Source organism: Melittangium boletus DSM 14713, from assembly GCF_002305855.1.
GTDB lineage: Bacteria > Myxococcota > Myxococcia > Myxococcales > Myxococcaceae > Cystobacter > Cystobacter boletus.
Window position 1 is genome coordinate 2,474,310 of sequence record NZ_CP022163.1, and the last position, 24,561, is coordinate 2,498,870.

A 24,561-nucleotide genomic window follows, 5' to 3' on the forward strand; every position below is an offset into this window, starting at 1 on the left:
TGTCAGTACTTGCCGAGGAAGTCGGCCTTGCCGATGTCCAACCCGTTGTGGCGGAGGATGGCGTAGGCCGTGGTGAGGTGGAAATAGAAGTTGGGCAGCGCGAAGCCGAGCAGGAACGGCTGTCCCTGGAACTTCATCTCACCGGTGCGCATCTGGAGGGTGACGGTCCGCTCCTCGCTCCCGTCGATCTGCGCCGCGCTCACGCTCTTCAAGAAGGCGATCGACTTGGCGATGCGCTCCTGGAACTCGGGGATGGAGGTCTCGGTGTCCGGGTTGCTGGGAAGGTCGACCCCCGCCAGCCGGGAGGCACAGCGCACCGCCGAGTCACAGGCGATCTGGATCTGGGCGGACAACGGAAGCATGTCGGGCGCCAGCCGGGAGCCGAGCAACACCGGGTGGGCGATCTTCTTCGTCTCGGCATATGCGGCGGCCTTCCCGAGAATCGCCGACAGATTGCCCAGCATGTGGATGAAGACGGGAACCGAGGCCTGGTACATGGACAGGGACATGGTGCTTGCTCCGAAAGGTTGGAAGATGAAGGGCGAGCCGCCAGTCAGCCCCCAGGGACGCCGGAGGCTCGCCGGGCGCTGGTATGTAAACCCGGGCATTTCGTGTCAACCCGATCTCGAACGCCTCGGGGCCATGCCGCGCCCGATGGCGGACATCAACCCGTCCCCTCCAGGCCACGTCCGGCTTCCGTGTCCACCCACACCTCCACGTTGCCATGCAATTGCAGCAGGGACGCCGGACAGTGCGAGGTGATGGGGCCGCGCACGAGCGCCGTCACCGCCGCCGCCTTGCGCACCCCGAAGGCCAGCAGGATGACCCGGCGCGCCTGGAAGAGCGAGCCCATGCCCAGGGTGAGTGCCGCCAGGGGCACCTTGGAGACGTCATCACCAAAGAAGGAGGCCATGCCCAGACGCGTCTCGCGCGACAGGCGCACCCGATGGCTCGCCGCCTGGAGGCTGTCTCCCGCCTCGTTGAAGGCCACGAGCCCGTTGGACCCGATGCCCAGCAGCAACAGGTCCAACCCACCCGCCTGCGTCAGCCTCGCGTCGTAGCGGGCGCACTCCCACTCCGCCCGCTCCGCGCTCCCGTCCAGGAAATGGACGCGCTCGGGGGCCAGATTGACGTGGCGGAAGAGATGGCGGTCCATGTAGGCCCGGAGGCTGCACGGGTCGTCCGGCGGCAGGCCCAGGAATTCGTCCAGGTTGAAGGTGGTCGCCCGCGACAAGTCCAACTCCCCACGCTGGTGCAGGGCCACCATCTGCCGGTACACGTTGAGCGGGGTGCGGCCCGTGGGCAGGCCGAGAACCAGGGAGGGCTTCTCACGGAGCGCTTCCGCGATGTGGGCGGCACAGGCGGCGGCAGCTTCCAACTCGGAGGCGAAGACGCGAACGTTCAAGGCGGGCCGTGGCGTGAGGTGGACTCCAGCATAGCCAATACCCCTCGGGGCATAAAGCCGGGAGTCACCCAACGCATAGGGCCTGGCTCCAGGGGCGGCGTGGGTAGGGTCATCTCCCCCCCAGGCGGACGGGCGGTTTCCCATCAACTTCGCGCATGACTCGCCCGGGAGGTGAGCTAGAAGGGCACTTCATGAAAGTCGCCGTTCTCACGGGCGGGGGCGATTGCCCCGGCCTCAACGCGGTCATCCGCGCCGTCGTTCGTCGGGCCAGCGCCCACGGTTTCGAGATGATGGGCCTCCGGGATGGATGGAGGGGTCTCATCGAAGACAACCACTTCCGCCTCACCCGGGAGACCACCTCGGGCATCCTCCACCGGGGCGGCACCATCCTGGGCACCTCTCGCATCAACCCCTTCAAGGTCGAAAATGGCCTGGAGCGCGTCAAACGCGCCATCGAGCGGCATGAAATCCACGCCGTCATCGCCATCGGCGGCGAGGGCACGCTCTCGGCCGCCACGCGCATGTCCCAGGAGGGCCTGCGCATCGTCGGCGTGCCCAAGACGATCGACAACGATCTGAACGGCACGGACTTCACCTTCGGCTTCGACACGGCGGTGGGCATCGCCACCGAGGCCATTGACCGGCTGCACTCCACCGCCGAGTCGCACAAGCGCGTCATCGTGTGCGAGGTGATGGGACGGCACGTGGGGTGGATCGCCACCTACGCGGGCATGGCGGGTGGCGCGGACGTCATCCTGGTGCCCGAGGTGCCCGCGGATCTGGAGCGGGTGGCCGAGCACATCAAGCACCGCCACGCCACGGGACGCTCCTTCTCCATCGTCGTGGTGGCCGAGGGCACGCGCATCAAGCTGACGCACGAGGGCCAGGAGCAGCTCGTCACCTCGGGCGCGTTGGACGAGGCGGGCCGGCCCCGGCTGGGCGGCGTGGGCGCCCTGGTGGCCAATGAAATCGAGCGGCGCACGGGCTACGAGACGCGCGTGTCGGTGCTGGGCCACATCCAGCGCGGCGGCGCGCCCACGGCGCACGACCGGGTGCTGGCCACGCGCTACGGCGTGCATGCCTGCGACATGGTGGCCCAGGGCGAGTTCGGCAAGATGGCCGCCCTGCGGGGCAACGACATCGTCAGCGTGGACCTGTCCGAGGCCACGCGCGAGCTCAAGAAGGTGCCCGAGGAGTTCTTCAAGGTCGCCCAGGTCTTCTTCGGCTAGAGGGATCCACCGGGGGTAGCACCCGGGCGTTCGCGGCTCCACCCGGTGTCCGAGCGGGCATCGGGGGGTGGAAATGAAGCACGGCCAGGGGGTGGTTCCCTGGCATTCGCGAAGGAGCCAACCCCTCCGTCGCGCTTCATTTCATGTCGCGAACGCTCTCCTCTGAAATCGTCACGCCCGCTTCCTCCCCTGCCCTCGATGCCAACACGGGCTGGTGGTCCACCCTGCGCGAGGCCCTGCGGGGGACTTCCAGGGACCTGACCGCGGGCTCCGTCAACCGAGCGCTCCTGCTGCTGTCCATCCCCATGGTGCTGGAGATGGTGATGGAGTCCGTCTTCGCCGTGGTGGACGTCTTCTTCGTGGCGAGACTGGGCGCGGCGTCGGTGGCCACCGTGGGCATCACCGAGTCGATGCTCACCTTCCTGCAGACGCTGCCCATGGGTCTGGCCATCGGCGCCACCGCGCTGGTGGCCCGGCGCATGGGCGAGAAGAGCCCGGAGCGGGCCGCGAGCGCGGCGGTGCAGTCGCTGTGGCTCGGGCTGCTCTTGTCCGTGCCCGTGGCGGTGCTCGGCGTGCTGTACGCGGGCCCCTTGCTCTCGGCGCTGGGCGCCACGCCCGAGGTGGTGGCGCACGGCACGCCCTACGCCCGGGTGATGCTCGGCAGCATGGTCATCATCATGCTGCTCTTCCTCATCAGCGCCATCCTGCGCGGCGCGGGAGACGCGGCCACGTCCATGCGCGCGCTCTGGGTGGCCAACGCCCTCAACCTGGTGCTCGCCCCGTGCTTCATCTTCGGGGTGGGCCCCTTGAAGGCAATGGGCGTGCTCGGCGCGGCGGTGGCCACCACCGTCAGCCGCGGCGTGGGGGTGCTCTACCAGCTCCGGGCGCTCGCCCGGGGCCGTGGGCGGTTGGTGATCCGCCGCCAGCACCTGCGCGTGGAACCCGCCACCCTGCTCACCCTCCTGCGGCTGTCCGGCAGCGCCCTGCTCCAGGCCCTGCTCACCATGGGCAACTGGCTCGTCCTCATGCGCATCATCGCCCAGTTCGGCAGCGCGGCGCTCGCGGGCTACACCATCGCCATGCGCATCATCCTCCTGGCCCAGCAGCCCTCCTGGGGGGTGAGCCACGCCGCGGGGACCCTCGTGGGCCAGAGCCTCGGCGCCGGAGACAGCGAGCGGGCCGAGCGCGTGGCCTGGCGGGCGAGCCTCCACACGCTCATCTTCCTGTGCGCGGTGGCCCTGGGCTTCATCCTCTTCGCCGAACCGCTCGTGCGCACCTTCACCACCGAGGCCGAGGTCGTCCACCAGGCGACACGCTGCCTGCGCATCGTCAGCTGTGGACTGCTCTTCTACGCCTTCGGGACGGTGCTCCCGCATGCGTTCAACGGGGCGGGAGACACCTCCACCCCCACCCTCATCAACCTGGTGTGCATCTGGCTCCTGCAGCTCCCCCTGGCCTGGGTGCTCTCCGTCCCCATGGGCCTCGGTCCCCTGGGCGCGTTCCTGGCCATCACCATCGGCTACTGCGCGCTGGGGGTGATGTGCGCCGTCCTCTTCCGGCGGGGTCATTGGAAGACACGCCGGATCTGACGCTCCTGTCTGGTTTTGCCCCTCCGAGGCCCCCGCCATCCAACTGGCGGCGGGCCTCGTTTTCGTCTGGCCGACATGCCGTTCTCCCTCGGAGATGGACCCTCGGACAGGGGTTGTAGGACGCGCATATCATGGCAATTCATTACATGAACTCGTGAGAGCCTCGGATGCGTCGAAAAGACTCGCACGGGTCTCATATCGAGCCACATGGAGTTCAACCGGACCGGCGGTCGCAGGGGCCGGTGGGATAATTGTCATGACGAGAGGGGGCGGTCACATGGCGGGAACAGAACGTCTGGGCGTCGCATTGGTGGGTCTGGGTGGCGCGGTGGCGACGACCGCGGTGGCGGGCATGGAACTGCTCAAGCGGGGCCTGACGGACACCAAGGGACTGCCACTGGCGGGGATGCACGGCCTGGGGCTCATCGACTACGGGGATCTGGTCTTCGGGGGGTGGGATCTCTACGACGATGACCTGGCGAAGGCCGCGCGCAACCACTCGGTGCTCAGCGACACCCAGCTCGCGGCCGTGTCTCCCATCCTGGGCAAGATGAAGCCCTGGCCGGCCTCGTCCAACACCGACTTCTGCAAGAACGTGGTGGGCAGCTCCACGAAGCGGGCCAAGGGCCTGCGTGACCAGGTCAACGGCATCCGCGACGACCTGGAACACTTCAAGAAGGAGCAACGGCTCAACCGGGTGGTGGTGATCAACGTCGCCTCCACGGAGCGGCCGGTCAACCTCTCGCTGCCCCAGTTCGCCACGCCCGAGGCCTTCGAGGCGGCGCTCGACGCGAACGACCCGAACATCAGCCCGGCCATGCTCTACGCCTACGCGGCGGTGTCCAAGGGCATCCCCTTCGCCAACTTCACCCCGAGCGTGGCCGCGGACGTGCCGGCCCTCCTCGAGCTCGCCCGGCGCAACGGCTCGCCCGTGGCGGGCAAGGACGGCAAGACGGGACAGACGCTGCTCAAGACGGTGCTCGCCCCCGCCCTGCGCGACCGCGCGCTCTACGTGGATGGCTGGTACTCCACCAACATCCTGGGCAACCGCGACGGCGAGGCGCTCAATGACCCGGCCTCCAAGGCGTCGAAGATCGACACCAAGGGCGCCGTGCTCGACAGCATCCTGGGCTACAAGGTCCAGGATCACATCGTGCAGATCCAGTACTACCGGCCGCGCGGGGACAACAAGGAGGCCTGGGACAACATCGACGTCATCGGCTTCTGCGGCCAGCCCATGCAGTTGAAGATCAACTTCCTGTGCAAGGACTCCATCCTCGCCGCGCCGCTCGTGGTGGAGCTCGCGCGCACGCTGGACCTGGCCAAGCGCCGGGGAGAGTCTGGCGTCATCGAGGAGCTGGGCTGCTTCTTCAAGGCGCCCATGACCCGCCATGGCGGCACGCCCGAGCACTCCGTCCCGGAGCAGCAGCGCCGGCTGATGGGCTGGCTGGGCAAGGAAGGCACACAGGCCACTGGCGGCACCGAGCGCGTCCGGGGCTGAGTCATGAGGGCACTCGCGCAGGGAGTCACCGCGGTTCCCGACCGCCTGGCCGGGCTTCGCCCGCTGGTGGGCGAACTGATGGATCTCAAGAGGGTCCGCACGCCAGAGCAACCGGACGGACTGGCGGCACAGGGGTTCCGCCGGGCCTGGGCGGCGCTCGTCTCGGGGGTCGACCCGGAGACCCTGGCACTCCGGGAGACGGCGCTCGCCCTGACCGGAGTGCGGTTGGGGGGCATCGACCTGGAGGTGATGTCCCGGGCCGGCCTGCCCCACGAGCGCGCCGTGAAGGTGCTCCGCCGGGGCCTCGACGCCGCCACGGAGCCGCTGGATCCGGAACTGCGCGAGCGCCTGCGCACCGCCCTCGCCGGGCTGCCCGGGCCTGGGCTCGCCCAACCGCCGCCTTCCTTCGTGGAGCGGCTGGTGCGCCAGCCCCGGGCCGGCCCCACCCGTGCCAACAAGCCCCGGGTGGTGCTCCTGCCCGCGGAGAGCCACGCCGACCATTGTTACGTGGTGGCCGTCGCGGCGGTGCTCGTGTCACCGCTCTTCGCAGCGGACCCGGCCACTCCCTTCCTGGCCGCGTTGAGCCACCACTTCTTCAACGTGGTGCTGCCCGACGCGGGTGACTACGGCGACCGGCTGCTCGGAGAGGACGCGGCGCCGATGGTGGCGCGCATCACCGAGGAGGTGCTGGCCACGCTGCCCGGAGCGCTCGCCACCCGCGTGCGCGAGGCCCGGACGATCCTGCCGCACACGGACACGCCCGAAGCACGCGCCTTCCACGCCGCCGACGCGCTGGACCGGGTGCTGGAAATGGACGCGCACGCCCGCGCCGCGGGCTTCACGTTGCGCCAGGCGATGGAAGACCTGGAGCTGATCCACGAAGGACCCATGCGGGCATACGAGAACGCCGTGCTCGCCGCGGCGGGGCTCCCGTACTAGCGGCGCCCACGGTGAAGGCAGAACGAGGGGGGAGGTTTTGGTTCCATGATCTGTGCATTGCCTCGCTCACGCCGGCTCGGGTGGGCCATCGTGGGATGTGGATGGGTGGCCCGCGACTACGTGGCGCCCGCCGTGTTGCAGGCGGGCAACTCCCGGCTGGTCTCCCTGTGTGATCTGGACGCGGAGGCCCTGGCGCGCATGCCCGGGGACGAAGTGCCACGGCACACCGAGCTCCGCGAGGTGTTGGAGGATCCCGACGTGGCGGTGGTCTACATCGCCACCCCCAACCACGCGCACGCGGCCCTGACGGAGGCCTGCGCCGCCGCGGGCAAGCACGTGTTCTGCGAGAAACCCATGGCCATCCGCCTGGAGGATGGCGTGCGCATGGTGGAGGCCTGCCGGCGCGCGGGCGTGATGTACGCCACCGCGTTCGACCAGCGCCACCACGGCGCCCACCGCAAGCTGCGCACGCTCATCCACGAGGGCGCGCTCGGCACCGTCACCCAGGCGCGCATCCACTACGCGTGCTGGACGCCTCGCGACTGGACGGCCAACAACTGGCGCATCGATCCCCGGCAGGCGGGCGGCGGCGCGATGATCGACCTGGCCCCCCATGGCATCGATCTGCTCGAGGTGCTGCTCGAGGACGAGTGGGCCTCGCTCACCGCCCTCACGCAGCGGCGGGTGCACGATTACGCGGTGGACGACGGCGCCATCCTGATGGGCAAGTTCAAGAGCGGCATCCTGGGCATCATCCAGGTGGCCTACAACTGCCCGGACAACTATCCGCGACGCACCCTGGAAGTGATTGGCACCCAGGCGCGCGCCCTCGCCTACAAGACCATGGGCCAGACCCCCGGGGGCACGCTGACGCTCACGGACGCGGCCACGGGCGAGGAGAGGCCCGTGCCGCTCTCCCCGGAAGAAGACCGCAGTCCCTTCCTCAACCAGGTGGAGGCCTTCTCCACATGCGTGCTGGAGGGCCGCCCCTACCCCTTCACCCCCGAGCGCGACGTGCGGCTGCTCGGCCTGCTCACACAGGCGTGCGATCCGCGCGCCTGGGAGGACACCGCGTGCCGCTAGTCCGCTATGCCTGCTCCCACTGCGGCACCTGGCAACCGTGGTTCGATCACGAACTGCCCCTGTCCTGTCCCACCTGCATGGACGTGCGCAATGCCCTGCCCGAGAAAGGCTGGGACTTCCGCTCCGCCGCGCAGGTGTCCCAACAACTGGAGACGTCCTGGCGCGAGGCGATTCCCGGAGTGCTCGGCTTCCACTGCACGCCCTCCTTCGGGCTGGGGAGCACGGGCTGGCTGCTGGTGCGGCCCGAGGGCAACGTGGCCTTCGAGGGCGCGCCCTGGTACTCGCGGCCAGCGCTCGAGCGCATCGCCTCCCTGGGCGGCATCCGGTGGATGTCCTCGTCACACGTGCACGGCTTCGGCGCGTTGTGGCAGTTGCAGGAGCACTTCGATCCCCAGTTGGTGCTCCACCGCGACGCGCTGCCCCACACCAAGGCCTTCCAGGTGCGCTGGCCCGTGGATGACGAGCACACGCTCGCCCCGGAGTTGACGCTGCACCACGTGGACGGCCACTACGAGGGCCACTGCGTGATGTACGACGCGCGCACGTGCTCGCTCTTCTGCGGTGACGCGCTCAAGGTGGAGCTGGATGGGCGCGGACGGCCCACGGGCCTGTCGTGTCACAAGGGCTTCCACTACGCCATTCCCCTGAGCCACGGGGAGCTGCGCCGCTACCGCGAGGTGTTCGAGCGGCTGCCCTTCGAGAACGTCTTCACCCCTTTCGAGTTCGCGCGCGGAGTGACCCGTGCCCATGCCTTGGCCCTGTTCGATCGGCTGCTCTCGGGCATGCCGCACACGAGGCCCATCGCCCTGGAGGAGTTGTCCTCATGAGCAAGAAGCAGCACCTGTTCGAAGCCCGTGAAGCCTACCGCCATGCCCTTCCAGCTGGAGCGCTGGAGATGTTCCGGGCGGATCCCATCGATCGCGTGGGAGTTCCAACGGTGGCCGCGAGCCTTCGATTGAAGACGGGCTCCCAGTTCGCCACCCATGGCCATGGCTCCACCCTGGAAGAGGCCGAGGTGGGTGCGCTGGGCGAGATGGCCGAGGCCGTCTTCACCGAGGCCGCCCTCCGGGCCCACCCCCGCGTGACGGGCAGCTACAAGGAATTGGTGCGCAACCACGGCGAGTCCTCGGTGATGGATCCCCTGCGGCTGTGCCTGAACGCGGGCAGCCTCTATGACCCGGACATGCGCCTCACGTGGGTGACGGTGAACCGGCTCACGACGGGCGAGCGCGTGCTCATCCCCGAGGAGTGGGTGGCCACCTGGAACGGCGAGTTGCGCGGGCGCACGCCCCTCATCACCCCCATCACCAACGGACAGGGCGCGGGCCTCACCCGTGAACAGGCGCTCGCCCACGGCCTCCTCGAACTGCTCCGGCGCGACGGCAATGGCTTGCGGTTTCGCGCGCTCGACCAGGGCGTGGTGCTGGACCTGGAGAACGCGCCACTCGGCCCCGACATCCAGGCCTTGCTCGCGCGCTACCAGCAACTGGGCATCGAGGTCATCCCGAAGCTGGCCAGCACGGAGTTCGGCCTCGTGAATCTCTACGTGGTGGGGCGCGACCCCCACGTGAACGACCAACCCATGGCGCTCACGGCCTGTGGAGAAGCGGCGGACCTGGACCGCGAACGGGCGCTGCGCAAGGCCCTGTTGAAATACGCGGGCTCGCGCACGCGCAAGTCCTTCGCCAACGGCCCCCTGGAACTGGCGGCGAGGATCGTGCCCCCGGGCTACTTCGACCGATTCCTGCCCTCCCTCAAGCTGGAGGACGAGGAGCCTCGCGCCCTGCATGCCATGGCTTTCTGGGCCCGGTTGACCGCGAACCAGATGCGCACCCTCCTCGAGAAGCCCGTGATGTCCGAGACGCGCCGGGTGCCCTTCACCGGCCTGCCCACCACGGAGAACTCCGGCGACGCGAAGCAGCGCGCCGCCCTCCTCGTGGACAAGCTCACCCGGGCGGGCTTCGACATCCTCGTGGCGGACCTGTCGCCCTCGGATCACTCCGTCCACTCGCTCAAGGTCATCGTCCCCGGGCTCGAGGTGGAGACGATGAGCTACCACCGCATCGGCGAGCGCGGCGTGGCGAAGCTGCTCGCGCGCGAGGATCCGCTCGCCGGCCTGGGCAAGCCTCCCGAGGGCGCCAAACCCGTCCGCCTCACGAAGAAAGCCGAGGAGCGGCTGGGAGGCCCGGCCTGGTTCAACACGCGCCTGGCCGAGCAGACCGTGGGCCGTCTGTACTCGCTCTACCGCGAGCCCAAGCGCCACGCCGCCCCATTGCTGTTGCGCCAGCCCCGCTTCGGCGGCGGCCTGGGCTGATTCCACGACCCCTCACGATTCAAACCAGAGAGCACCACCATGAACTTCAAGGACATCCGCGACACCTATACCCGGGCCTTGCCTCCCGGAGAGCTGCAGATCTTCCGGGATGATGCCCTGGACCGGCTGGGCATCCCGGTCGTGTCCGCCGCCCTGCGCATGGAAGACGGGCAATGGGTTCCCTCGCATGGCTACGGAGTCACCGAGGAGGAGGCCGTGGTGAGCGCCCTCGGAGAGCTGACCGAGGAGGTCTACGCTGACAAGGTGGTGCCCACGCTGCCGCGCTTCCTCGGCAACTACACGGAGATGGTGCGCGCGCGCGGCCTCTCTGGCGTGGTGGACCCGCTCACGCTCTGCCTGCCCGCGGGCAGTCCCTACCACCCGGGCATGCCGCTCACGTGGGTGGAGATGAAGCGGCTGAGCACGGGCGAGCGCGTGCTCGTGCCCGAGGAGTACGTCGCCACGGAACCGGGCCAGATCCAGGGCGCCACGCCCCTCATCCGTCCCATCACCAATGGGCAGGGCGCCGGGCTCACCCGGGAGCAAGCCATCGCCCACGGCCTGCTGGAGCTCCTGCAGCGCGATGGCAACTGCGTGGGCTTCCGCGCCATGGACCGGGGCATCGTCATCGACCTGGAGGGAGCGGACCTGTCGCCCGCGGTGCGCGAGTTGTTGGAGCGCTACCGCCAGGTGGGCATCGAGGTGATGGCCAAGCTGGCCAGCACCGACTTCGGCATGGCGAACGTGTACGTGGTGGGCCAGGACATGAACGCGGGGGATCCCCTGATGGTGACGGCCTGCGGCGAGGCGGCGGATCCGGATCGGGACCGGGCCCTGCGCAAGGCGCTGCTGGAGTACGCCAGCTCGCGCTCGCGCAAGGCCTTCCAGCACGGGCCCCTGGAGAACGTGGCCCGGGTCGCTCCACACGGCTACCTGGAGAACTTCCTGCCACAGGTGGAGAAGAACCTGCGCACGGAGGAGAACCGGGCCCTGCATGACATGGTCGTGTGGGCCGGCATGTCCTCGGACGCCCTGCGCGCCCAGGTGGCCATCACGCTGCGCAAGGAGCGCTCGGTGCGCCTCACGGAGCTGCCCCAGGCCCCCGTCGCCGAGGACCCCGCCATGCGCTGCGCGCAGGTGGTGCGGCAGTTGAGCGACGCGGGCTTCGACATCCTCGTGGCGGACCTCTCTCCCCGGGACCACGCCGTCCACACCGTCAAGGTCCTGGTGCCGGGACTCGAGGTGGAGACGATGACGTACTACCGCATCGGCGAGCGCAACGTGGCGCGGCTGATGTCTCGCGGGGAGTCGATGGTGGGCCTGGGCCAGCCACCCGAGGGCACCCAGCGGGTGCGGCTCACCCGCGCCGCCGAGGAGCGGCTGGGAGGGCCCGCCTGGTTCGACGTGCGCGAGGCGGAGCGGCGCGTGGGCCGGCTGTACGCGCTCTATCGCGAGCCCGAGCGCCACAGCGCGCAATTCGTCCTGCGCGGCCGGAAGTATGGGGGAGGAGTAACGTGAGCTTGCGCTTCGCCTACAACACCAACGGCGTGTCCAACCACCGCTTCGAGGACGCGCTGCGGCTCATCGCCGACAGCGGCTACGACGGGGTGGCCCTCACGTTGGATCACCACCACTTCGACCCCTTCGCGCCCGACCTGGAGCGCCGCACGGGAGCGCTGGCGGGGTTGTTGGATCGGCTCGGCCTGGGCGTGGTGGTGGAAACGGGAGCGCGCTTCCTGCTCGACCCGCGCGCCAAGCACGAGCCCACGCTCGTCACTCCAGACGTCGCGGGCCGCGAGCGCCGGCTCGACTTCCTGCGCCGCGCGGTGGACATCTGCGCCACCTGCCGGGGGGATGCCGTGTCCTTCTGGGGAGGCGTGCCCCAGCCCGGCCTGGATCCGGAGAGGAGCTGGCACTGGCTCGTGGAGGGAGTGGCCCGGCTGTCCGACTACGCGGCGTCGCGCGGCGTGGTGGCGGCGGTGGAGCCCGAGCCGGGCATGCGCGTGGAGACGGTCGATGACTGGCTGCGGCTCCAGCACGACGTGCGACAACGGGGCGCGGCCCCCATCCAGCTCGCGCTGGACGTGGGCCATCTGATGGTGACACAGGAGCGGATTCCCGCGGACGCGGTGCGCGAGTTCGCGCCCGTGCTGGGCACCCTGGCCCTGGAGGACATGAAGCGCGGCGTGCACGAGCACCTGCCCTTCGGAGAAGGCGAGCTGGACCTGCCCTCGGTGCTCCGAGCGTTGATGGACATCGACTATGGCCGGCTCGTCTGCGTGGAGCTGTCCCGGGACGCGCACCGCGCGCACGCCATGGTGCCCCAAGCCCTCGCGTGGTTGCGGGCCCACCTTCCCTCGGAGCTGGAGATCTCCGCGTGAACGCGAATGCCCTGCGTGTGTGCTTCATTTCCCGGCGCTTCTTTCCCGCCATCTCGGGCATGAGTGTCTATGCCCTCAACCTGGTCCAGGAGCTGGTGTCTTGTGGCCACGACGTGACGATGGTGAGCCAGTACCGCAACGATCAGGCGGGGGCCTCGGTGTACGGGGGAGGCCCTCCGCCGGAGGTCGCGGGCGCCACGGTGGTGGGCCGCGAGTCGCTGGGCGAACAGCGCGTCAACCAGGGTCTACCCGCCAGCTTCGAGCGGGATGTCGAGGACCTGGTGTCCATCGTGGAGCGCGAGCACCGCAAGCGCCCGTTCGATCTCATCCACGCCCAGTACGGCTACCCGTGCGGACTGGCGGCGCTGGAGGCGAGCCGCCGGCTCGGGCTGCCCAACGTGGTGTCCATCCAGGGCGGTGACGGGCACTGGGTGGGCACCTGCTGCACCACGCACAAACAGGCCATGCTGGCGGTCCTGGGCCATTCGGGAGCACTGCTCATCGGCAGCCGCTCGTTCGCCGAGGAGGTGAAGGGCCACCACGGCACCGGCCTGGACCGCTTCACCATCGTCCCCGGCGCCACCGACACGCGGCGCTTCCACCCGCGAGACGAGACGGCGCTCGGCGCGCTGCGCCCCACGCCCGTGCTGCTCTACCACGGCCGCGTGGACGCCCGGAAAGGCGTGAGGGAGATGATGGAGGCCCTGAGGCTCCTGGTGGCCTCGGGACGCGACCTCAAGCTGATCGTCTCGGGCATCGGTCCAGACGTGGAGGCGGTGCGCGCGAGCGTGGGCGAGCTGGGACTCGGTGGCCGCGTGGAGATGCCAGGCTATTCCGACTACGAGCACGCGCCCGCCATCTACCGGCGGGGAGACCTCTTCGTGTCACCCACGTACTCGGAGGGCTTCTCCAACACGCTCCTCGAGGCCATGGCCTCGGGACTGCCCATCGTGTCGACGCGGGCCGTGGGCGTGGTGGACTGCCTGGAGGACGGCCGGGACGCGCTGCTCGTCCCTCCCAAGGATCCGCGCGCCCTGGCCGACGCCATCGCCCGGATGCTGGATGAGCCAGCGTTGCGCCGGCGGCTGGCGCGCCAGGCGCTCGACGAGGTGCGCGAGCTCTACTCGTGGCAGGCGGTGGGCCGGCGGATCCAGGACGTCTACGCGGGCCTCACCGGCACCGCGCCCGACACGCGCTGGACGGGGCTCTACGACCCCACCACCACCACGGAGAAGGCCGATCCCTCCTGCCGCTTCCGGAGCGCGCCGCACCTGCTATGAGCACCGCCCTCTTCCTCTCTCCCCACCTGGACGACGTCGCCTTCTCCTGTGGAGGCACGCTCGCCCGGCTCAAGACCCGGGGATGGACGGTGGCGCTCGTCACCGTCTTCACCCGCTCGGTGCTCCACCCCACGGGCTTCGCCCTCGCCTGTCAGACGAACAAGGGCGTCGCCCCCGAGGTGGACTACATGGCGCTGCGCCGGGAGGAGGACCAGGACTTCGCGGCGCTGATGCGGGTGGACCGCCTCGTCTGGGCCGACCTGCCCGAGGCGCCTCACCGCGGTTACGTCCTGGCCACCATCTTCTCCCCACCGCACGAGGAGGACGCCATCGGCGCGGCGGTGGTGGACAAGCTCGTGCCCCTGCTGAACGAGCTGCGGCCGGACCTCGTCTTCGCTCCCCAGGCGTTGGGCAGCCACGTGGACCATGTGCAACTGGTGCGAGCGTTGCCCGCGCTGGGGATCGAGCCCTCGCGGATGCTCTGGTACCGCGACACCCCCTACGCCGTGCGAGAGCCCCACGCCCAGCCGGACTTCGCGGTGCCCCGGAATGTGCGCCCCCTGGCCGTGGATGTGACGGCCGAGCTGTCACTCAAGGTGGCCGGATGCAACCGCTACCGCACCCAGGTGGACTTCCAGTTCGGTGGCCCCCGGGCCGTCGCGCTCACCCTGGATGCCTTCCATCGCCGCGAGGCCCATGCCCATGGCCGGACCGGCTGCGCCGAGGTGTTCCTCGCGGACGGTCTCGCACCTGACGTGTGGGAAGCACTCGTGGGAGAAGTCCGGTGAAGGGAGGGGGTCTCCTGGGTTAGGACACGCGCACAACCCAGGAGGAGGACGAGAGATGGCGGTGCTCATCACGGATGGCGACAGTGTCGCGGAGATCGTTCCCGAGCGGGGAGCACTCGTCAGTCGCTTCGACGTCGGGGGGGAACCCCTCCTTTTCATGGATGCGAGCACGCTCGCGGACCCCGGGAAGAACGTGCGCGGAGGCATTCCCGTGCTCTTCCCCTCGCCGGGCGTCATCCCCGGCGGCAAGTACCCGGTCGAGGGAAGCGACTACCCGATGCGCCGTCACGGCTTCGCACGCGACCTGGCCTGGGAGGTGCGTACCCGCGAGCGTTCACGGGTGATCCTCACGCTGGGACCTTCGGAACAGACCTTGCGCGAGTTTCCCTGGCGCTTCGAGGCACGCCTCACCGTGACGATCGAGCGCGAGGCGCTCCGGCTGACCTTCGCCGCCGAGAACCGTGATTCGCGGCCCATGCCGTTGCACCTCGGCTACCACCCGTACTTCCACGTGCCCCAGGCGAACAAGGCCGCCACGCGCGTCGACGCCCAGGCCACGCGCGCGTGGGACAACCGCACCCAGGCCGCCGTGCCCTATACGGGCCTGGATCTCACCGGCCCCGAGGTGGACATGCACCTGCTGGATCCGAGCAGGCCGGGCACCACGCTCACGCGAGGCCCGGGACTGCGTCCGGTGCAACTGTCCTGGAGCCCGTCCTTCAAGACGATCGTGGTGTGGACGCTCTCGGGCCGAGACTTCGTCTGCGTGGAGCCGTGGACGGCTCCGAGCGGCGCGCTGCGCACGGGCGAGGGACTGCTGCACGTGGCCCCGGGAGACACCTTCTCCTCGGACTTCGAGATCCGCGCCGGTCCCAGGTGAGAACAGGCGAGCCCGCGTGTCGGACACCTACACCACGGCTCGCCGTTTGGCGCGGGACAGGTGCTCCTCACCACTCTCCGCGAAGCGCCTCGCCAGCTCGGCATGGCCTTGCGCGCCGTGCTCCAACACGTACTCCAGCTCCGCGGGCAACAGCGCCTTGACGGTGACGAATCGCACCTGTCCGTAGGGGGTGGAGAAGTGCCCTGGCAGCGAGCGCGACTCCACGCCCAGCAGGACGGCCACCCTGCCCTCCTCGGTGACGAGGGACTTGGGCATGCCCTTGCCCGACACTTCCATGGAGAAGAGGCCCGCCTTCACGCCTTCGCGCACGTGTTCGTGCTCGGCCACTTCGTCCGCCACACGGTCCAGCAGTTTCAGGGGCCATCCCTTTGAGATGTCCTTCACGGCCGCGTCCACCTCCAGGGCGAGTTCCAGCCCGAAGCCCACGGAGGGCTCCAGAGTCTCGATGAAGGGGTCCGAGAGCCCGTGGGTGACAAGCAATGTGCGCTCCGTCTCGCGACGGATGACGCTCCAGAGCTGTCGCTGACCGGGCCATGCCCCGCTCATCGCGATGGGCATGATGACTTCCGTGTCCAGCGAGCCCAGCGCGCGCCAGGCCTCCTCACGAGCGGCAGCGGCCGTCTCCAGGAGTTCGCGGAGCTTCCGGCTCCTCGCTCGCTCCTCCGCGCTGATGGTGCTCGGACCCGTCACCTCCGTGAACGTCATGCCGGTGACGCCCATACCCGCCAGGGCCTCCTTGATGGCCTCGGAGACGATGATGGCCACCTTCCACCCCCAGGTACGGAAAACCTGTGCGTCGCCCACTTTGGAAGGGTCGATGCGCATGCCGATGACGGAGCGGTACTGCCCGAGCTTTTCTGGCTGATTGTGCTCGGGCTTTACGTAGCGCACCTCATCTGAAGTCTCGTCATCAATGCACTTCACGACGCGAGTGATGTTGAGGAGGAAATACGGCTCACTCTCTCCCTCCACCTCGGCGGGAAAGAGTTCCACATCGCCGGGAGCCAACTCGGCCAATACGGCCGCCACCCTCGCATGAACCACGGGGATGGTCGTTCCCGCGACAAAGGAGAAGTCGAGCGCCTTGCCAGGGACATAAAGAGGAATACGAAGACGCCCCTCGACGTGAACGGGTTCGCCTCGTCTGAACACGAGCTTCCATCCCCCCTGATCCACGGGCTCATCTAGATGCCAGCGTCCCGGGACGTAGACGTCTTCGAACAAGTCGAAATACCGCTTCGCCATGAAGAACTCCTAGGGAAGTGCCCGTTGGGTCAGCAGCACATGGAGTTTGGTGCCCTGAGTGGAGATTTCAGTAGCCAACTCGCGGAGCGCTTGCCGCAATGCCATGGCACACGCCCGTTGATTGGGACATCCCTCTGTCGCTTCCGCGAGATGACTTAAAACAGCTTCATGATATTTCTTTGGATGAGGCCCGTAGTGTCCAGACAGTTTGATTTTGTTGGCGGGATCCTCCATCGACATACCGGCCTTGTTGAAGATTTTCTTGAACAATGGCGTCCAAGGTCCGCCACGTGCGGTGGACTTCTCGTTCTCGACGGTGGCGATGTGATGCACCTGGGACTTCTTCGTCGAGGGAGCCCTACGTGCCGCGGCACCCGATGAAGAGCCGCGCGCCACCATGCTCACGACGTTGGCGGGTAGCACCACGTTGAAGGTGCCCTCGGCCACCGCGACCTTCACCTTGTCCGCCTGCTGTATGGCCGTGAGCACATCCTCGATGCCAACACGCGACTCGAGTGCCTTCGCGGCCTTCTCGAACCCCGGCAACTTCGGGGCCTTGGACACCAGCGCCGCTGTCTCTCCCACCGCCGCCGTCCCCAGCAGCAGCAGAATCCGCATGCTGTTGGGCCCGATGACTCTTCCGAACCGGCCTCCCGCCTCTCGCAACTCCTCGAACGTGGCGGCTTCCCCTGCCTCCTCCCACAGTTGGAAATACGCCTGTACCAACGCGAAGAGTTCCCAGCCCAGATAGCCCCACATGAGCAGGGCGAGCGCCGAGGCCACCCCCTTGGAGACGGGCTCCGGTGCCACGAGCAACGCCATGTACCCAGCCAGGGTGAGGCTCACCATCGTGGACAGCTGGGTCGTGGAGAACGTGGCCCGCACTTCCGCGTCCAGGGCCTCCAGCGCCGTATCCACCGAGAGAGCCAGGGCCAGGTCTCGCTTGTCCTCCCCATCCAACCCCGGCCAATCCTTGAACAACTCAAGGCAATCGCCTGGAGTTCCGCGTCGCTCGCAGAAGCGTCCATAGGAGCGCGCCAGGGGCGTTCTCCACTCCTCTCCCGTGAGCGGCATGGCCGCCTGCGCCAGCCTCCGATTGAGGTAGAGCGGAGGTCGCGAGCCCGCCACTCTCAGCGGGATGTCGAGCACCAGGGTGGCGAGGGCCGCGTCGAGTTCGGACCTGCTCACCTGGACCGCGCCGAACTTCGTGGGCACCGAGAGATGGACTGGCCCTTCAGCACTCGCCCCCTCCTCTTGCGCGGCATAACGCTCGCCCACCATGAGATGGCGTTGAGGCACACCCATGGCGCACGCGGATTGGAGGAAGAGGAGGATGAGTATCCAGCCGCCCAACCAGGAGCGTGGCCTCGTTCCTCGCCAACTCGGATAGTCACGATGAGCAATCATGTCGCTACACCACGGCTCGCCGTTTGGCGCGGGACAGGTGCTCCTCGCCGCTCTCCGCGAAGCGCCGCGCCAGCTCGGCATGGCCTTGCGCGCCGTGCTCCAACACGTACTCCAGCTCCGCGGGCAACAGCGCCTTGACGGTCACGAGGCGCACCTGTCCGTAGGGGGTGGAGAAGTGCCCTGGCAGCGAGCGCGACTCCACGCCCAGCAGGACGGCCACCCTGCCCTCCTCGGTGACGAGGGACTTGGGCATGCCCTTGCCAGACACCTCCATGGAGAAGAGGCCCGCCTTCACGCCTTCGCGCACGTGTTCGTGCTCGGCCACTTCGTCCGCCACACGGTCCAGCAGTTTCGGGGGCCATCCCTTTGAGATGTCCTTCACGGCCGCGTCCACCTCCAGGGCGAGTTCCAGTCCGAAGCCCACGGAGGGCTTCAGACTCTCGATGAAGGAGTCCGAAAGCCCGTGGGTGACAAGTAATGTGCGCTCCGTCTCGCGACGGATGACGCTCCAGAGCTGTCGCTGGCCAGGCCATGCCCCACCCACAGCGATGGGCATGATGACTTCCGTGTCCAGCGAGCCCAGCGCGCGCCAGGCCTCCTCACGAGCGGCAGCGGCCGTCTCCAGGAGTTCGCGAAGCTTCTGGCTCCTCGCGCGATCTTCCGCACTGATGGTGCTCGGGCCCGTCACCTCCGTGAACCTCATGCCGGTGACGCCCATACCCTCCAATGCCTCCTTGATGGCCTCGGAGACAATGATGGCGACCCAACCCCAGGTCCGGAACATCTGGGCATCACCCACTTTAGAAGGGTCGATGCGCATGCCAATCACGGACCGGTACTCTCCGATCTGCTCCGGCAGACCGTGCGCCGGGGTCACGTAGCGAACCTCGTCGGAAGTCTCGTCATCGATGCATTTCACAACATGCGTGATGTTGAGAAGGAAGTACGGCTCACGCGTACCCTCCACATTGGCGGGAATGAGTTCCACATCACCGGGAGCCAATTCAGCCAACACGGCCGCCACCCTTGCATGGACGACCAGGGCCGACGTCCCCGCGCGGGAAAAATCGAGCGCTTTGCCTGGAACATCGAGAGGAATATGGAGCGGCCCCTTGATGTGTGAGGGTTCGCCTCGTCTGAACAGGCCAACTTCGAACCTCTGCCCGCGAAGGTCGATGGGATCGTCCAGGTGCCAACGTCCCGGTACGTAGACGTCTTCGAACAGGTCGAAATACTGCTCCACCATGAAGGACTCCGAGGAAGAGGCGGAGAGGGCACCCGACCTCCCAATCAGGGGAGCAGCTACACCAAAGAAGTGCGCGCGCAGGCAACAGTTACGCCCAGGCCACCTTGGCATACACGGGCCAGAAACCCACCAGTCCCGAGTTCGACATGGAATCAAGGGGAGCGAACGAGTCGCAAACGCAATTTACTAGCTCCATCCTGGAAGATGGGAATTTCTATCCATCCCTTGCTGAAGTCCTCATCCTTGAAAGAATAAGACAATGACGCGATCGGGTCATCGAGGAACGCGTCCACATCAACAACACTGATCGCCAAGGGAACTCGCTTCAAATCCTCCACCGTCGTCACGCAAGCGCCGTCCGCCCACTTCGGTGTGTAGCTGGAAACTTCCGAGGTCTGAACATCGGTCACCGAGCCACCCGAGGGGCAACTCAGCGTGACCACGACATCCGGATCCGAATTATCCGCGTCCCAAGCACTCTGGTCGGAAGGGTCCAGGAGAGGCAACACAGCGAGTTCCGGTTGAACCATCCACAACCTGGTCGTCTCATCAAGACATTCCCACCCCTTGGTCTCATCTTTCTTCTGACAACTCTCGATACCTACACACATTTCGCACTGGACACCAAAACTGCCACAAGTTGTCGAGGTCTCATTCTGGTAGCAAATATCACCGAGACAGCAGCCACTCTCACAGCTACGCGGAGAGCACTTCGGCTCCACCGGTGCCACAGGAGGTGGACTTCCTCCATCTGGTCCATCCTCTTCCCCAACGCATGTATCCGCCCCCATAAGAGGAACCATCAAAAGCACGACCAGAACATTCGTGAACTTCATTCCACCGCTTTTCATCTAGATTCCCCGAGAAGCATTCAAATCAAGTCCAACAGCAAGTTGCCCCTGCTCATTTTTCAAGGCTACAGAGCGGACACGATCAAGCGGAATGCTTACAAGCTCTTGGCTACGACCATACGGCTTGGAAAACAAAACCACGTTCGTGGGCCGACCTGTTCCAACAGCACGAGACTCCACATCCCAGACATATCCAACGAGGTACAACCGCCCGTTCACGAGTCGATGAACCTCAACCCAATTGGAGGCCTGGGAATTCGTCACCCTCGTCTGTGCCGAAAAGGAGGGAACCGAGGGTTCGGCAAAACCAAAGGTTCCAGGTTGCATTCCGCCAAGCAGTGAGGGAGCCGCACCCTCTCCCATCACGCGGACCCGATGTACATCACGCAATTGCTGAATATCAGCAACCGTTCCGCCAGCCAGGACTGTCTCTCCGCGGTCCGGCTCACTGGGACGCACAGGGGCCGGCTTGCTCACAACTGGAGTCTGGACCGGGTCACTGGGACGCACAGGGGCCGACTTGCTGACATTTGGAGTCTTGCTGACGTCACGCCTTGGCAGCTCTTGCGTAGCGGAACTTTTTCTCTGCTGATTGCCTCCGAAAAGGAGCCAAGCGCCAGCCAACCCCAAGACAAGAATCCCCGCCGCTCCTGACTGCCCAAGATTACTGAGCTTATTGGGCTTTTTTTCCACCGCAGCAGAGATTGCCGATTGGGGCGCTGAGGACAAAACGTTTAACTGCTGCTGAACAGGAACATTCACCTGCTGAACCACATTCAGTTGAACGACGAGCTTTTCCGCAGGACCGTTCTGCGACGTAACATCTAAATTTTCAGACCTTGGCCGTGCCGGACCAGTTCGCGCTGAAACATCCTCTCGGTTGCGTGGAGGAACCGGCGCATCCACCTCAAGTGCGCCGGGCGTTTCCCTGCGTGAGGCAGTATCTTTCCCAGAAGGATTGGCTCCCCCCAGCCCCGGGAGGATGAGGATGTCTCGATAGGACTCATTAGAGCCAAAAAAACCATGTGGCCAGAGAGGCCAGCGCGTTTGATCCAGTTCGTTTCGAGCCCGGAGTGAGTCACATTTCTTCCCAATATCCGGAAAGGCATCATCCAAGGCACTGGGTTGCTGCGGTCCATGTCTGCAGATGACATGATTGAAAAGCTCCGGCTTTCCGGTCACGAATCGTACTTGGTACAAATCCCCCTGCTTTTGAGGAACTCCTATCTCGCCACGACGATATTGGGTTCCGAACTTAAAGAGCAGGCGCGATACCAGGAGTCGGTTCAGAATACTGGATTGCAATCCCAGTGCCCTCTCGCCAATCCCATTCAAGGTGACCTTCGTATCGTCGCGAAGGCGCGCCCTTATCCGATCGTCAATCTCCGCGGTTCCAGGCAACTCCTTATAACCTTGGAGCACACACAGGCTTGCTTCATTTGGGTCACTCTTCAACCGAGCCCGATCCTCGATTTCAAGAAGCCGAGCCTTCAGTTCTTGCTGCGACGGCACATTCAGGAACTCTTCAAGGACATGCTCTTGGCTGAAATCGTGCAAGCGCAACCGAAGCAAATCGACGAGTCCACCATCGCCACACCCCGACACTAGATAGCTTTCGACACCGTCCCCTCGGACAGTTTGATTGAGGCGATCATTGTCCCAGTAGGAAAGCCAATGGACACCCTTGATCTCCTTCTCCAGACCAAATCCCACCGTCAACAGAATCGCGTCGAAGCTTTCATCTTCCTGAGATGGCGTGGTCCACGTTAGATGCCGTCGTCCCTCATGCGCATCCAAGATATCGATGGACTTCACATTGAAAAAGACCTTAATCCGCGAGCGTTCAGGCAGATCGTTCCAGGCCTTCTCCAGTTGCAACACGACATTCTTCGCGGATGCAGCCTCCCATGAAAGGAGTGGCAGGTCCGCGTTCGTTCTTTCCGAGCCAGGCAGAGGCCAATCATAGACATGAGGATGCACGTAGCGCGTGGTATTACCGCGGAGCACGTTGAGCAAAGCCGCCTGTTTCTCCAACAGCGTGACTTCGCATCCGATACGAGCCGCAGCGGCAGCAGCGGTCATGCCCGCCACACCACCGCCAATGACGGCAACCTTACTACCTGGCCACAAACGCTCGCACTTATGAAGCGCGTAAACAAGATTGAGTGATCGAACCTGCTGAGACAGCAGGGTTACACGCTTTTCAAAGCATCCAACGACAAAGACACCTTTTTCGTCCCGCACCTGCATATGTGCGAGTACGTCTTCGGGACGGATGTGAAGCGTCATCAATAATCCTCAATTATGAATACGACCGTCCCCGCTGCACAGTAGCGCGCAGAGGCATCCCATCGTTGAAGTGTAGAGCTCCCCCACAACGCGACCCATTTTAGGAGAGCCCGATGCCACGCCTCAAGCCCCCGTCCACCAAGACGAACGGCTCCAACGGCAGGAAGACTCCGAAGATTGCGGCCCCAACCTATTGGGACTTCGTGAAGGGCACGTCCAGCACGGGCAGCTTCGTGGCGCCCGGCAGGTCGTAGTGCCACCACTCCATGGGGTTGCGCTTGAAGCCCGCGCCCTCCATCGCCACGCGCAGGATCTCCCGGTGCTCGCGCGACGCCTTCGTGCCGCCCTGGTAACCGTGGTGCGCGGAGCGCTCGAAGGAGTCGAAGGCCGTGGGCATCTCCACGTCCGCTCCGTCCAGCGTCACCAGCGTCAGGTCCACCGCCGCGCCCCGGTTGTGGTTGCCCCCCTTCTTCGGGTTCGCCACGTAGCCCGGCTTGGGCAGGATCTTCCACATCTGCCACTGCACGGCGATGGGCCGGTAACAGTCGTAGACCTTGAGCCGGTAACCCTGGCCTCGGAGCGCGTCCGCCGCCTTCTTCAGGCGCTCGGCCGTCTCCGGCAACAACAGACAGCGCGCACCGTCCGGGTACACCTTCTGCTTGAGGAAGTTGTCCGGCGTGGCGTAGCGCATGTCCACCGCCAGGTCCTTCACCACCTCGGTCGCATCCACCACCGGAGCACCCGCCGTGGCCAGCCAGGCCCCCATCACCAGGTTCGCGGCTCCCAGCATGGCTCAGACCCCCGCCGTGTAGAGGGTGGGATCCATCACGCCCGCCTGCTCGAAGCCCCGCCGCCGCAGCGTACAACTGTCACACCGCCCACACGCCCGGCCCTCCTTGTCCGGGTCGTAGCAGGAGTGCGTCATCGAGTAGTCCACCCCCAGCTTCACCCCCGCGCGGATGATCTCCGCCTTGGTCATCCCCGACAGCGGCGCGTGCACCTTGAATTGGGTGCCCTCCACTCCCGCCTTCGTGGCCAGCGTGGCCATCTGCTCGAAGGCGCGGATGAACTCGGGACGGCAGTCCGGGTAGCCGCTGTAGTCCACCGCGTTCACGCCGATGTAGATGTCACTCGAGCCCACCACCTCCGCGAGCCCCAACGCCAACGACAGGAAGAGCGCGTTGCGCGCCGGCACGTAGGTGATGGGAATGCCGTGGGACATCTCCGATTCGGGCCGGTCCTTCGGCACGTCGATGTCCGCCGTCAGCGCGGAGCCACCCACCTGCGGCAGGTCCACCGTCACCACCCGGAAGTCCGTGACGCCCAGGGACCTGGCCACCCAGCGCGCCCGTTCGAGTTCCACCGCGTGCCGCTGGCCATAGGCCACCGCCAGGCACACCGGCTCGAAGCCATCCGCCTTCGCCATCGACAGGCACGTCGTCGAGTCCAGGCCGCCCGACAACAACACCACCGCCTTCTTGTTACTGACCGACATTGAAACGCCGCTCTCCTTCCACGCCGTACACCGCCGTGCACGACGTCTTGCATTTACAGTTCTCGCTCGTGCCCGGCAGGAACGTCACCGTCAACGTGCCGCAGGCCCGCTGGGCGTCATACCCGTTCGCCGTGGGAGCTGGCACGGAACCATCCGGCAAGCCGCCATCCGGCAGGTTCACGCACCGGCTGCCCATGGCCCGATCCTGACTGTCGCTGAGCACCACCACCGACAGCTTCTCCTCGATCTGCGAGCCCTTGCAGTCCTCGCCACAGCTCGCCACCTGGGCCGGAGCCTTCTCGGTGGACACATAGCGCTGTGCCGGCGTCTCGTAGGTGGCCGCGCGTGAATAGCCATCCACGGTGAACCAGGCCCCTCCGTCCACGCTGTCGCGCGAGAACGTGCCCGCGAAGTCGAAGCCGCCATCGGACAGCCGGCTGAAGTCTCCACCGTCCGGGTTGCAGTTCGTCCGCGCCCAGTCCGCCTGGGCGTGGAAGTTGAACAGGCCGATGACCACGTCTCCGGGGTACACCGTCTCGGACACGCAGGCCGCGACCAACAGGAGCACGGGCAACGAGAGCAGGAAGCGGCGTTGGGAGACGGACATGGTCTCCCGAC

At 66.5% G+C, this 24,561-nt stretch carries 22 protein-coding genes; 12 read left to right on the plus strand and 10 right to left on the minus strand.

Translation table 11 applies throughout. From position 1 onward, the window contains the following. Window positions 1–2: 2 nt before the first annotated feature. Both MEBOL_RS10285 and MEBOL_RS10290 read right to left on the minus strand, forming a co-directional pair. Complete coding sequence (locus MEBOL_RS10285; protein WP_095977251.1) at window positions 3–509, minus strand: DUF1993 domain-containing protein; 507 nt, start codon at window positions 507–509, stop codon at window positions 3–5. Between the two features lie 155 nt (window positions 510–664). Continuing rightward, window positions 665–1,405 (minus strand): glucosamine-6-phosphate deaminase, encoded by a 741-nt coding sequence (locus tag MEBOL_RS10290; protein ID WP_095977252.1) that lies wholly within the window; start codon window positions 1,403–1,405, stop codon window positions 665–667. 191 nt (window positions 1,406–1,596) lie between these two features. Here MEBOL_RS10290 and MEBOL_RS10295 point away from each other — a divergent pair, with 191 nt between their 5' ends. The 12 genes from MEBOL_RS10295 to MEBOL_RS10350 all read left to right on the plus strand — a co-directional run bounded on the left by MEBOL_RS10295 (window position 1,597) and on the right by MEBOL_RS10350 (window position 15,389). After that, window positions 1,597–2,634 (plus strand): 6-phosphofructokinase, encoded by a 1,038-nt coding sequence (locus MEBOL_RS10295; RefSeq protein WP_095977253.1) that lies wholly within the window; start codon window positions 1,597–1,599, stop codon window positions 2,632–2,634. 143 nt (window positions 2,635–2,777) lie between these two features. After that, window positions 2,778–4,223, plus strand: coding sequence for an MATE family efflux transporter (locus MEBOL_RS10300; RefSeq protein WP_095977254.1), 1,446 nt, complete (start codon window positions 2,778–2,780; stop codon window positions 4,221–4,223). Between the two features lie 277 nt (window positions 4,224–4,500). After that, window positions 4,501–5,724 (plus strand): inositol-3-phosphate synthase, encoded by a 1,224-nt coding sequence (locus MEBOL_RS10305; RefSeq protein WP_095977255.1) that lies wholly within the window; start codon window positions 4,501–4,503, stop codon window positions 5,722–5,724. A gap of 3 nt (window positions 5,725–5,727) precedes the next feature. Beyond that, complete coding sequence (locus MEBOL_RS10310; protein WP_095977256.1) at window positions 5,728–6,663, plus strand: HD domain-containing protein; 936 nt, start codon at window positions 5,728–5,730, stop codon at window positions 6,661–6,663. Window positions 6,664–6,708: 45 nt separating this feature from the next. Then, entirely contained in the window at window positions 6,709–7,746 is a 1,038-nt protein-coding gene (locus MEBOL_RS10315; protein WP_095977257.1) for a Gfo/Idh/MocA family protein, read from the plus strand. Then, complete coding sequence (locus tag MEBOL_RS10320) at window positions 7,737–8,573, plus strand: MBL fold metallo-hydrolase (RefSeq protein ID WP_095977258.1); 837 nt, start codon at window positions 7,737–7,739, stop codon at window positions 8,571–8,573. The genes MEBOL_RS10315 and MEBOL_RS10320 overlap by 10 nt, the downstream gene beginning before the upstream one ends. Continuing rightward, a complete protein-coding gene (locus MEBOL_RS10325; RefSeq protein ID WP_095977259.1) occupies window positions 8,570–10,060 on the plus strand; it encodes a YcaO-like family protein in 1,491 nt (496 codons plus the stop codon). The genes MEBOL_RS10320 and MEBOL_RS10325 overlap by 4 nt, the downstream gene beginning before the upstream one ends. Window positions 10,061–10,099: 39 nt before the next feature. Next, window positions 10,100–11,578 carry a YcaO-like family protein gene (locus MEBOL_RS10330; protein ID WP_095977260.1) on the plus strand — a complete coding sequence of 493 codons (1,479 nt, stop codon included), beginning with the start codon at window positions 10,100–10,102 and terminating at the stop codon, window positions 11,576–11,578. After that, window positions 11,575–12,441 (plus strand): sugar phosphate isomerase/epimerase family protein, encoded by an 867-nt coding sequence (locus MEBOL_RS10335; protein ID WP_095977261.1) that lies wholly within the window; start codon window positions 11,575–11,577, stop codon window positions 12,439–12,441. Before MEBOL_RS10330 ends, MEBOL_RS10335 begins: the two co-directional genes overlap by 4 nt. Next, complete coding sequence (locus MEBOL_RS10340; protein ID WP_095977262.1) at window positions 12,438–13,721, plus strand: glycosyltransferase family 4 protein; 1,284 nt, start codon at window positions 12,438–12,440, stop codon at window positions 13,719–13,721. Before MEBOL_RS10335 ends, MEBOL_RS10340 begins: the two co-directional genes overlap by 4 nt. Then, window positions 13,718–14,509: a PIG-L deacetylase family protein gene (locus MEBOL_RS10345; protein WP_095977263.1), complete on the plus strand. Its 792-nt coding sequence runs from the start codon at window positions 13,718–13,720 to the stop codon at window positions 14,507–14,509. The genes MEBOL_RS10340 and MEBOL_RS10345 overlap by 4 nt, the downstream gene beginning before the upstream one ends. 55 nt (window positions 14,510–14,564) lie before the next feature. After that, window positions 14,565–15,389, plus strand: a complete 825-nt coding sequence (locus tag MEBOL_RS10350) for an aldose epimerase family protein (RefSeq protein ID WP_095977264.1) — start codon at window positions 14,565–14,567, stop codon at window positions 15,387–15,389. Between the two features lie 27 nt (window positions 15,390–15,416). Here MEBOL_RS10350 and MEBOL_RS10355 read toward each other — a convergent pair whose 3' ends face one another. The 8 genes from MEBOL_RS10355 to MEBOL_RS10390 all read right to left on the minus strand — a co-directional run bounded on the left by MEBOL_RS10355 (window position 15,417) and on the right by MEBOL_RS10390 (window position 24,550). Next, window positions 15,417–16,655: an imm11 family protein gene (locus MEBOL_RS10355; protein WP_095977265.1), complete on the minus strand. Its 1,239-nt coding sequence runs from the start codon at window positions 16,653–16,655 to the stop codon at window positions 15,417–15,419. A gap of 9 nt (window positions 16,656–16,664) precedes the next feature. Beyond that, a complete protein-coding gene (locus MEBOL_RS10360; RefSeq protein ID WP_170115477.1) occupies window positions 16,665–18,062 on the minus strand; it encodes an AHH domain-containing protein in 1,398 nt (465 codons plus the stop codon). Between the two features lie 4 nt (window positions 18,063–18,066). After that, a complete protein-coding gene (locus MEBOL_RS10365) occupies window positions 18,067–19,419 on the minus strand; it encodes an imm11 family protein (protein WP_342747759.1) in 1,353 nt (450 codons plus the stop codon). Window positions 19,420–19,460: 41 nt separating this feature from the next. Then, complete coding sequence (locus tag MEBOL_RS42275; RefSeq protein ID WP_218920888.1) at window positions 19,461–20,144, minus strand: hypothetical protein; 684 nt, start codon at window positions 20,142–20,144, stop codon at window positions 19,461–19,463. Window positions 20,145–20,159: 15 nt separating this feature from the next. Continuing rightward, window positions 20,160–22,448: an FAD-dependent oxidoreductase gene (locus MEBOL_RS10375; protein WP_095977269.1), complete on the minus strand. Its 2,289-nt coding sequence runs from the start codon at window positions 22,446–22,448 to the stop codon at window positions 20,160–20,162. 190 nt (window positions 22,449–22,638) lie between these two features. Then, window positions 22,639–23,238, minus strand: a complete 600-nt coding sequence (locus tag MEBOL_RS10380) for a M15 family metallopeptidase (RefSeq protein WP_095977270.1) — start codon at window positions 23,236–23,238, stop codon at window positions 22,639–22,641. A gap of 3 nt (window positions 23,239–23,241) precedes the next feature. Then, complete coding sequence (gene queC, locus MEBOL_RS10385; protein WP_095977271.1) at window positions 23,242–23,943, minus strand: 7-cyano-7-deazaguanine synthase QueC; 702 nt, start codon at window positions 23,941–23,943, stop codon at window positions 23,242–23,244. Beyond that, complete coding sequence (locus tag MEBOL_RS10390) at window positions 23,930–24,550, minus strand: hypothetical protein (RefSeq protein WP_095977272.1); 621 nt, start codon at window positions 24,548–24,550, stop codon at window positions 23,930–23,932. The genes queC and MEBOL_RS10390 overlap by 14 nt, the downstream gene beginning before the upstream one ends. Window positions 24,551–24,561: the final 11 nt, after the last annotated feature.

Bases quoted from the DNA above. Each gene is read 5' to 3' on its own strand.
- MEBOL_RS10330 (WP_095977260.1), top strand. From the start codon at position 10,100: ATGAACTTCAAGGACATCCGCGACACCTATACCCGGGCCTTGCCTCCC.
- queC (WP_095977271.1), bottom strand. From the start codon at position 23,943: ATGTCGGTCAGTAACAAGAAGGCGGTGGTGTTGTTGTCGGGCGGCCTG.
- MEBOL_RS10345 (WP_095977263.1), top strand. From the start codon at position 13,718: ATGAGCACCGCCCTCTTCCTCTCTCCCCACCTGGACGACGTCGCCTTC.
- MEBOL_RS10375 (WP_095977269.1), bottom strand. From the start codon at position 22,448: ATGACGCTTCACATCCGTCCCGAAGACGTACTCGCACATATGCAGGTG.
- MEBOL_RS42275 (WP_218920888.1), bottom strand. From the start codon at position 20,144: ATGAAGTTCACGAATGTTCTGGTCGTGCTTTTGATGGTTCCTCTTATG.
- MEBOL_RS10365 (WP_342747759.1), bottom strand. From the start codon at position 19,419: ATGCCAAGGTGGCCTGGGCGTAACTGTTGCCTGCGCGCGCACTTCTTT.
- MEBOL_RS10305 (WP_095977255.1), top strand. From the start codon at position 4,501: ATGGCGGGAACAGAACGTCTGGGCGTCGCATTGGTGGGTCTGGGTGGC.
- MEBOL_RS10285 (WP_095977251.1), bottom strand. From the start codon at position 509: ATGTCCCTGTCCATGTACCAGGCCTCGGTTCCCGTCTTCATCCACATG.
- MEBOL_RS10310 (WP_095977256.1), top strand. From the start codon at position 5,728: ATGAGGGCACTCGCGCAGGGAGTCACCGCGGTTCCCGACCGCCTGGCC.
- MEBOL_RS10360 (WP_170115477.1), bottom strand. From the start codon at position 18,062: ATGATTGCTCATCGTGACTATCCGAGTTGGCGAGGAACGAGGCCACGC.
- MEBOL_RS10390 (WP_095977272.1), bottom strand. From the start codon at position 24,550: ATGTCCGTCTCCCAACGCCGCTTCCTGCTCTCGTTGCCCGTGCTCCTG.
- MEBOL_RS10350 (WP_095977264.1), top strand. From the start codon at position 14,565: ATGGCGGTGCTCATCACGGATGGCGACAGTGTCGCGGAGATCGTTCCC.
- MEBOL_RS10355 (WP_095977265.1), bottom strand. From the start codon at position 16,655: ATGGCGAAGCGGTATTTCGACTTGTTCGAAGACGTCTACGTCCCGGGA.
- MEBOL_RS10295 (WP_095977253.1), top strand. From the start codon at position 1,597: ATGAAAGTCGCCGTTCTCACGGGCGGGGGCGATTGCCCCGGCCTCAAC.
- MEBOL_RS10315 (WP_095977257.1), top strand. From the start codon at position 6,709: ATGATCTGTGCATTGCCTCGCTCACGCCGGCTCGGGTGGGCCATCGTG.
- MEBOL_RS10380 (WP_095977270.1), bottom strand. From the start codon at position 23,238: ATGCTGGGAGCCGCGAACCTGGTGATGGGGGCCTGGCTGGCCACGGCG.
- MEBOL_RS10300 (WP_095977254.1), top strand. From the start codon at position 2,778: ATGTCGCGAACGCTCTCCTCTGAAATCGTCACGCCCGCTTCCTCCCCT.
- MEBOL_RS10325 (WP_095977259.1), top strand. From the start codon at position 8,570: ATGAGCAAGAAGCAGCACCTGTTCGAAGCCCGTGAAGCCTACCGCCAT.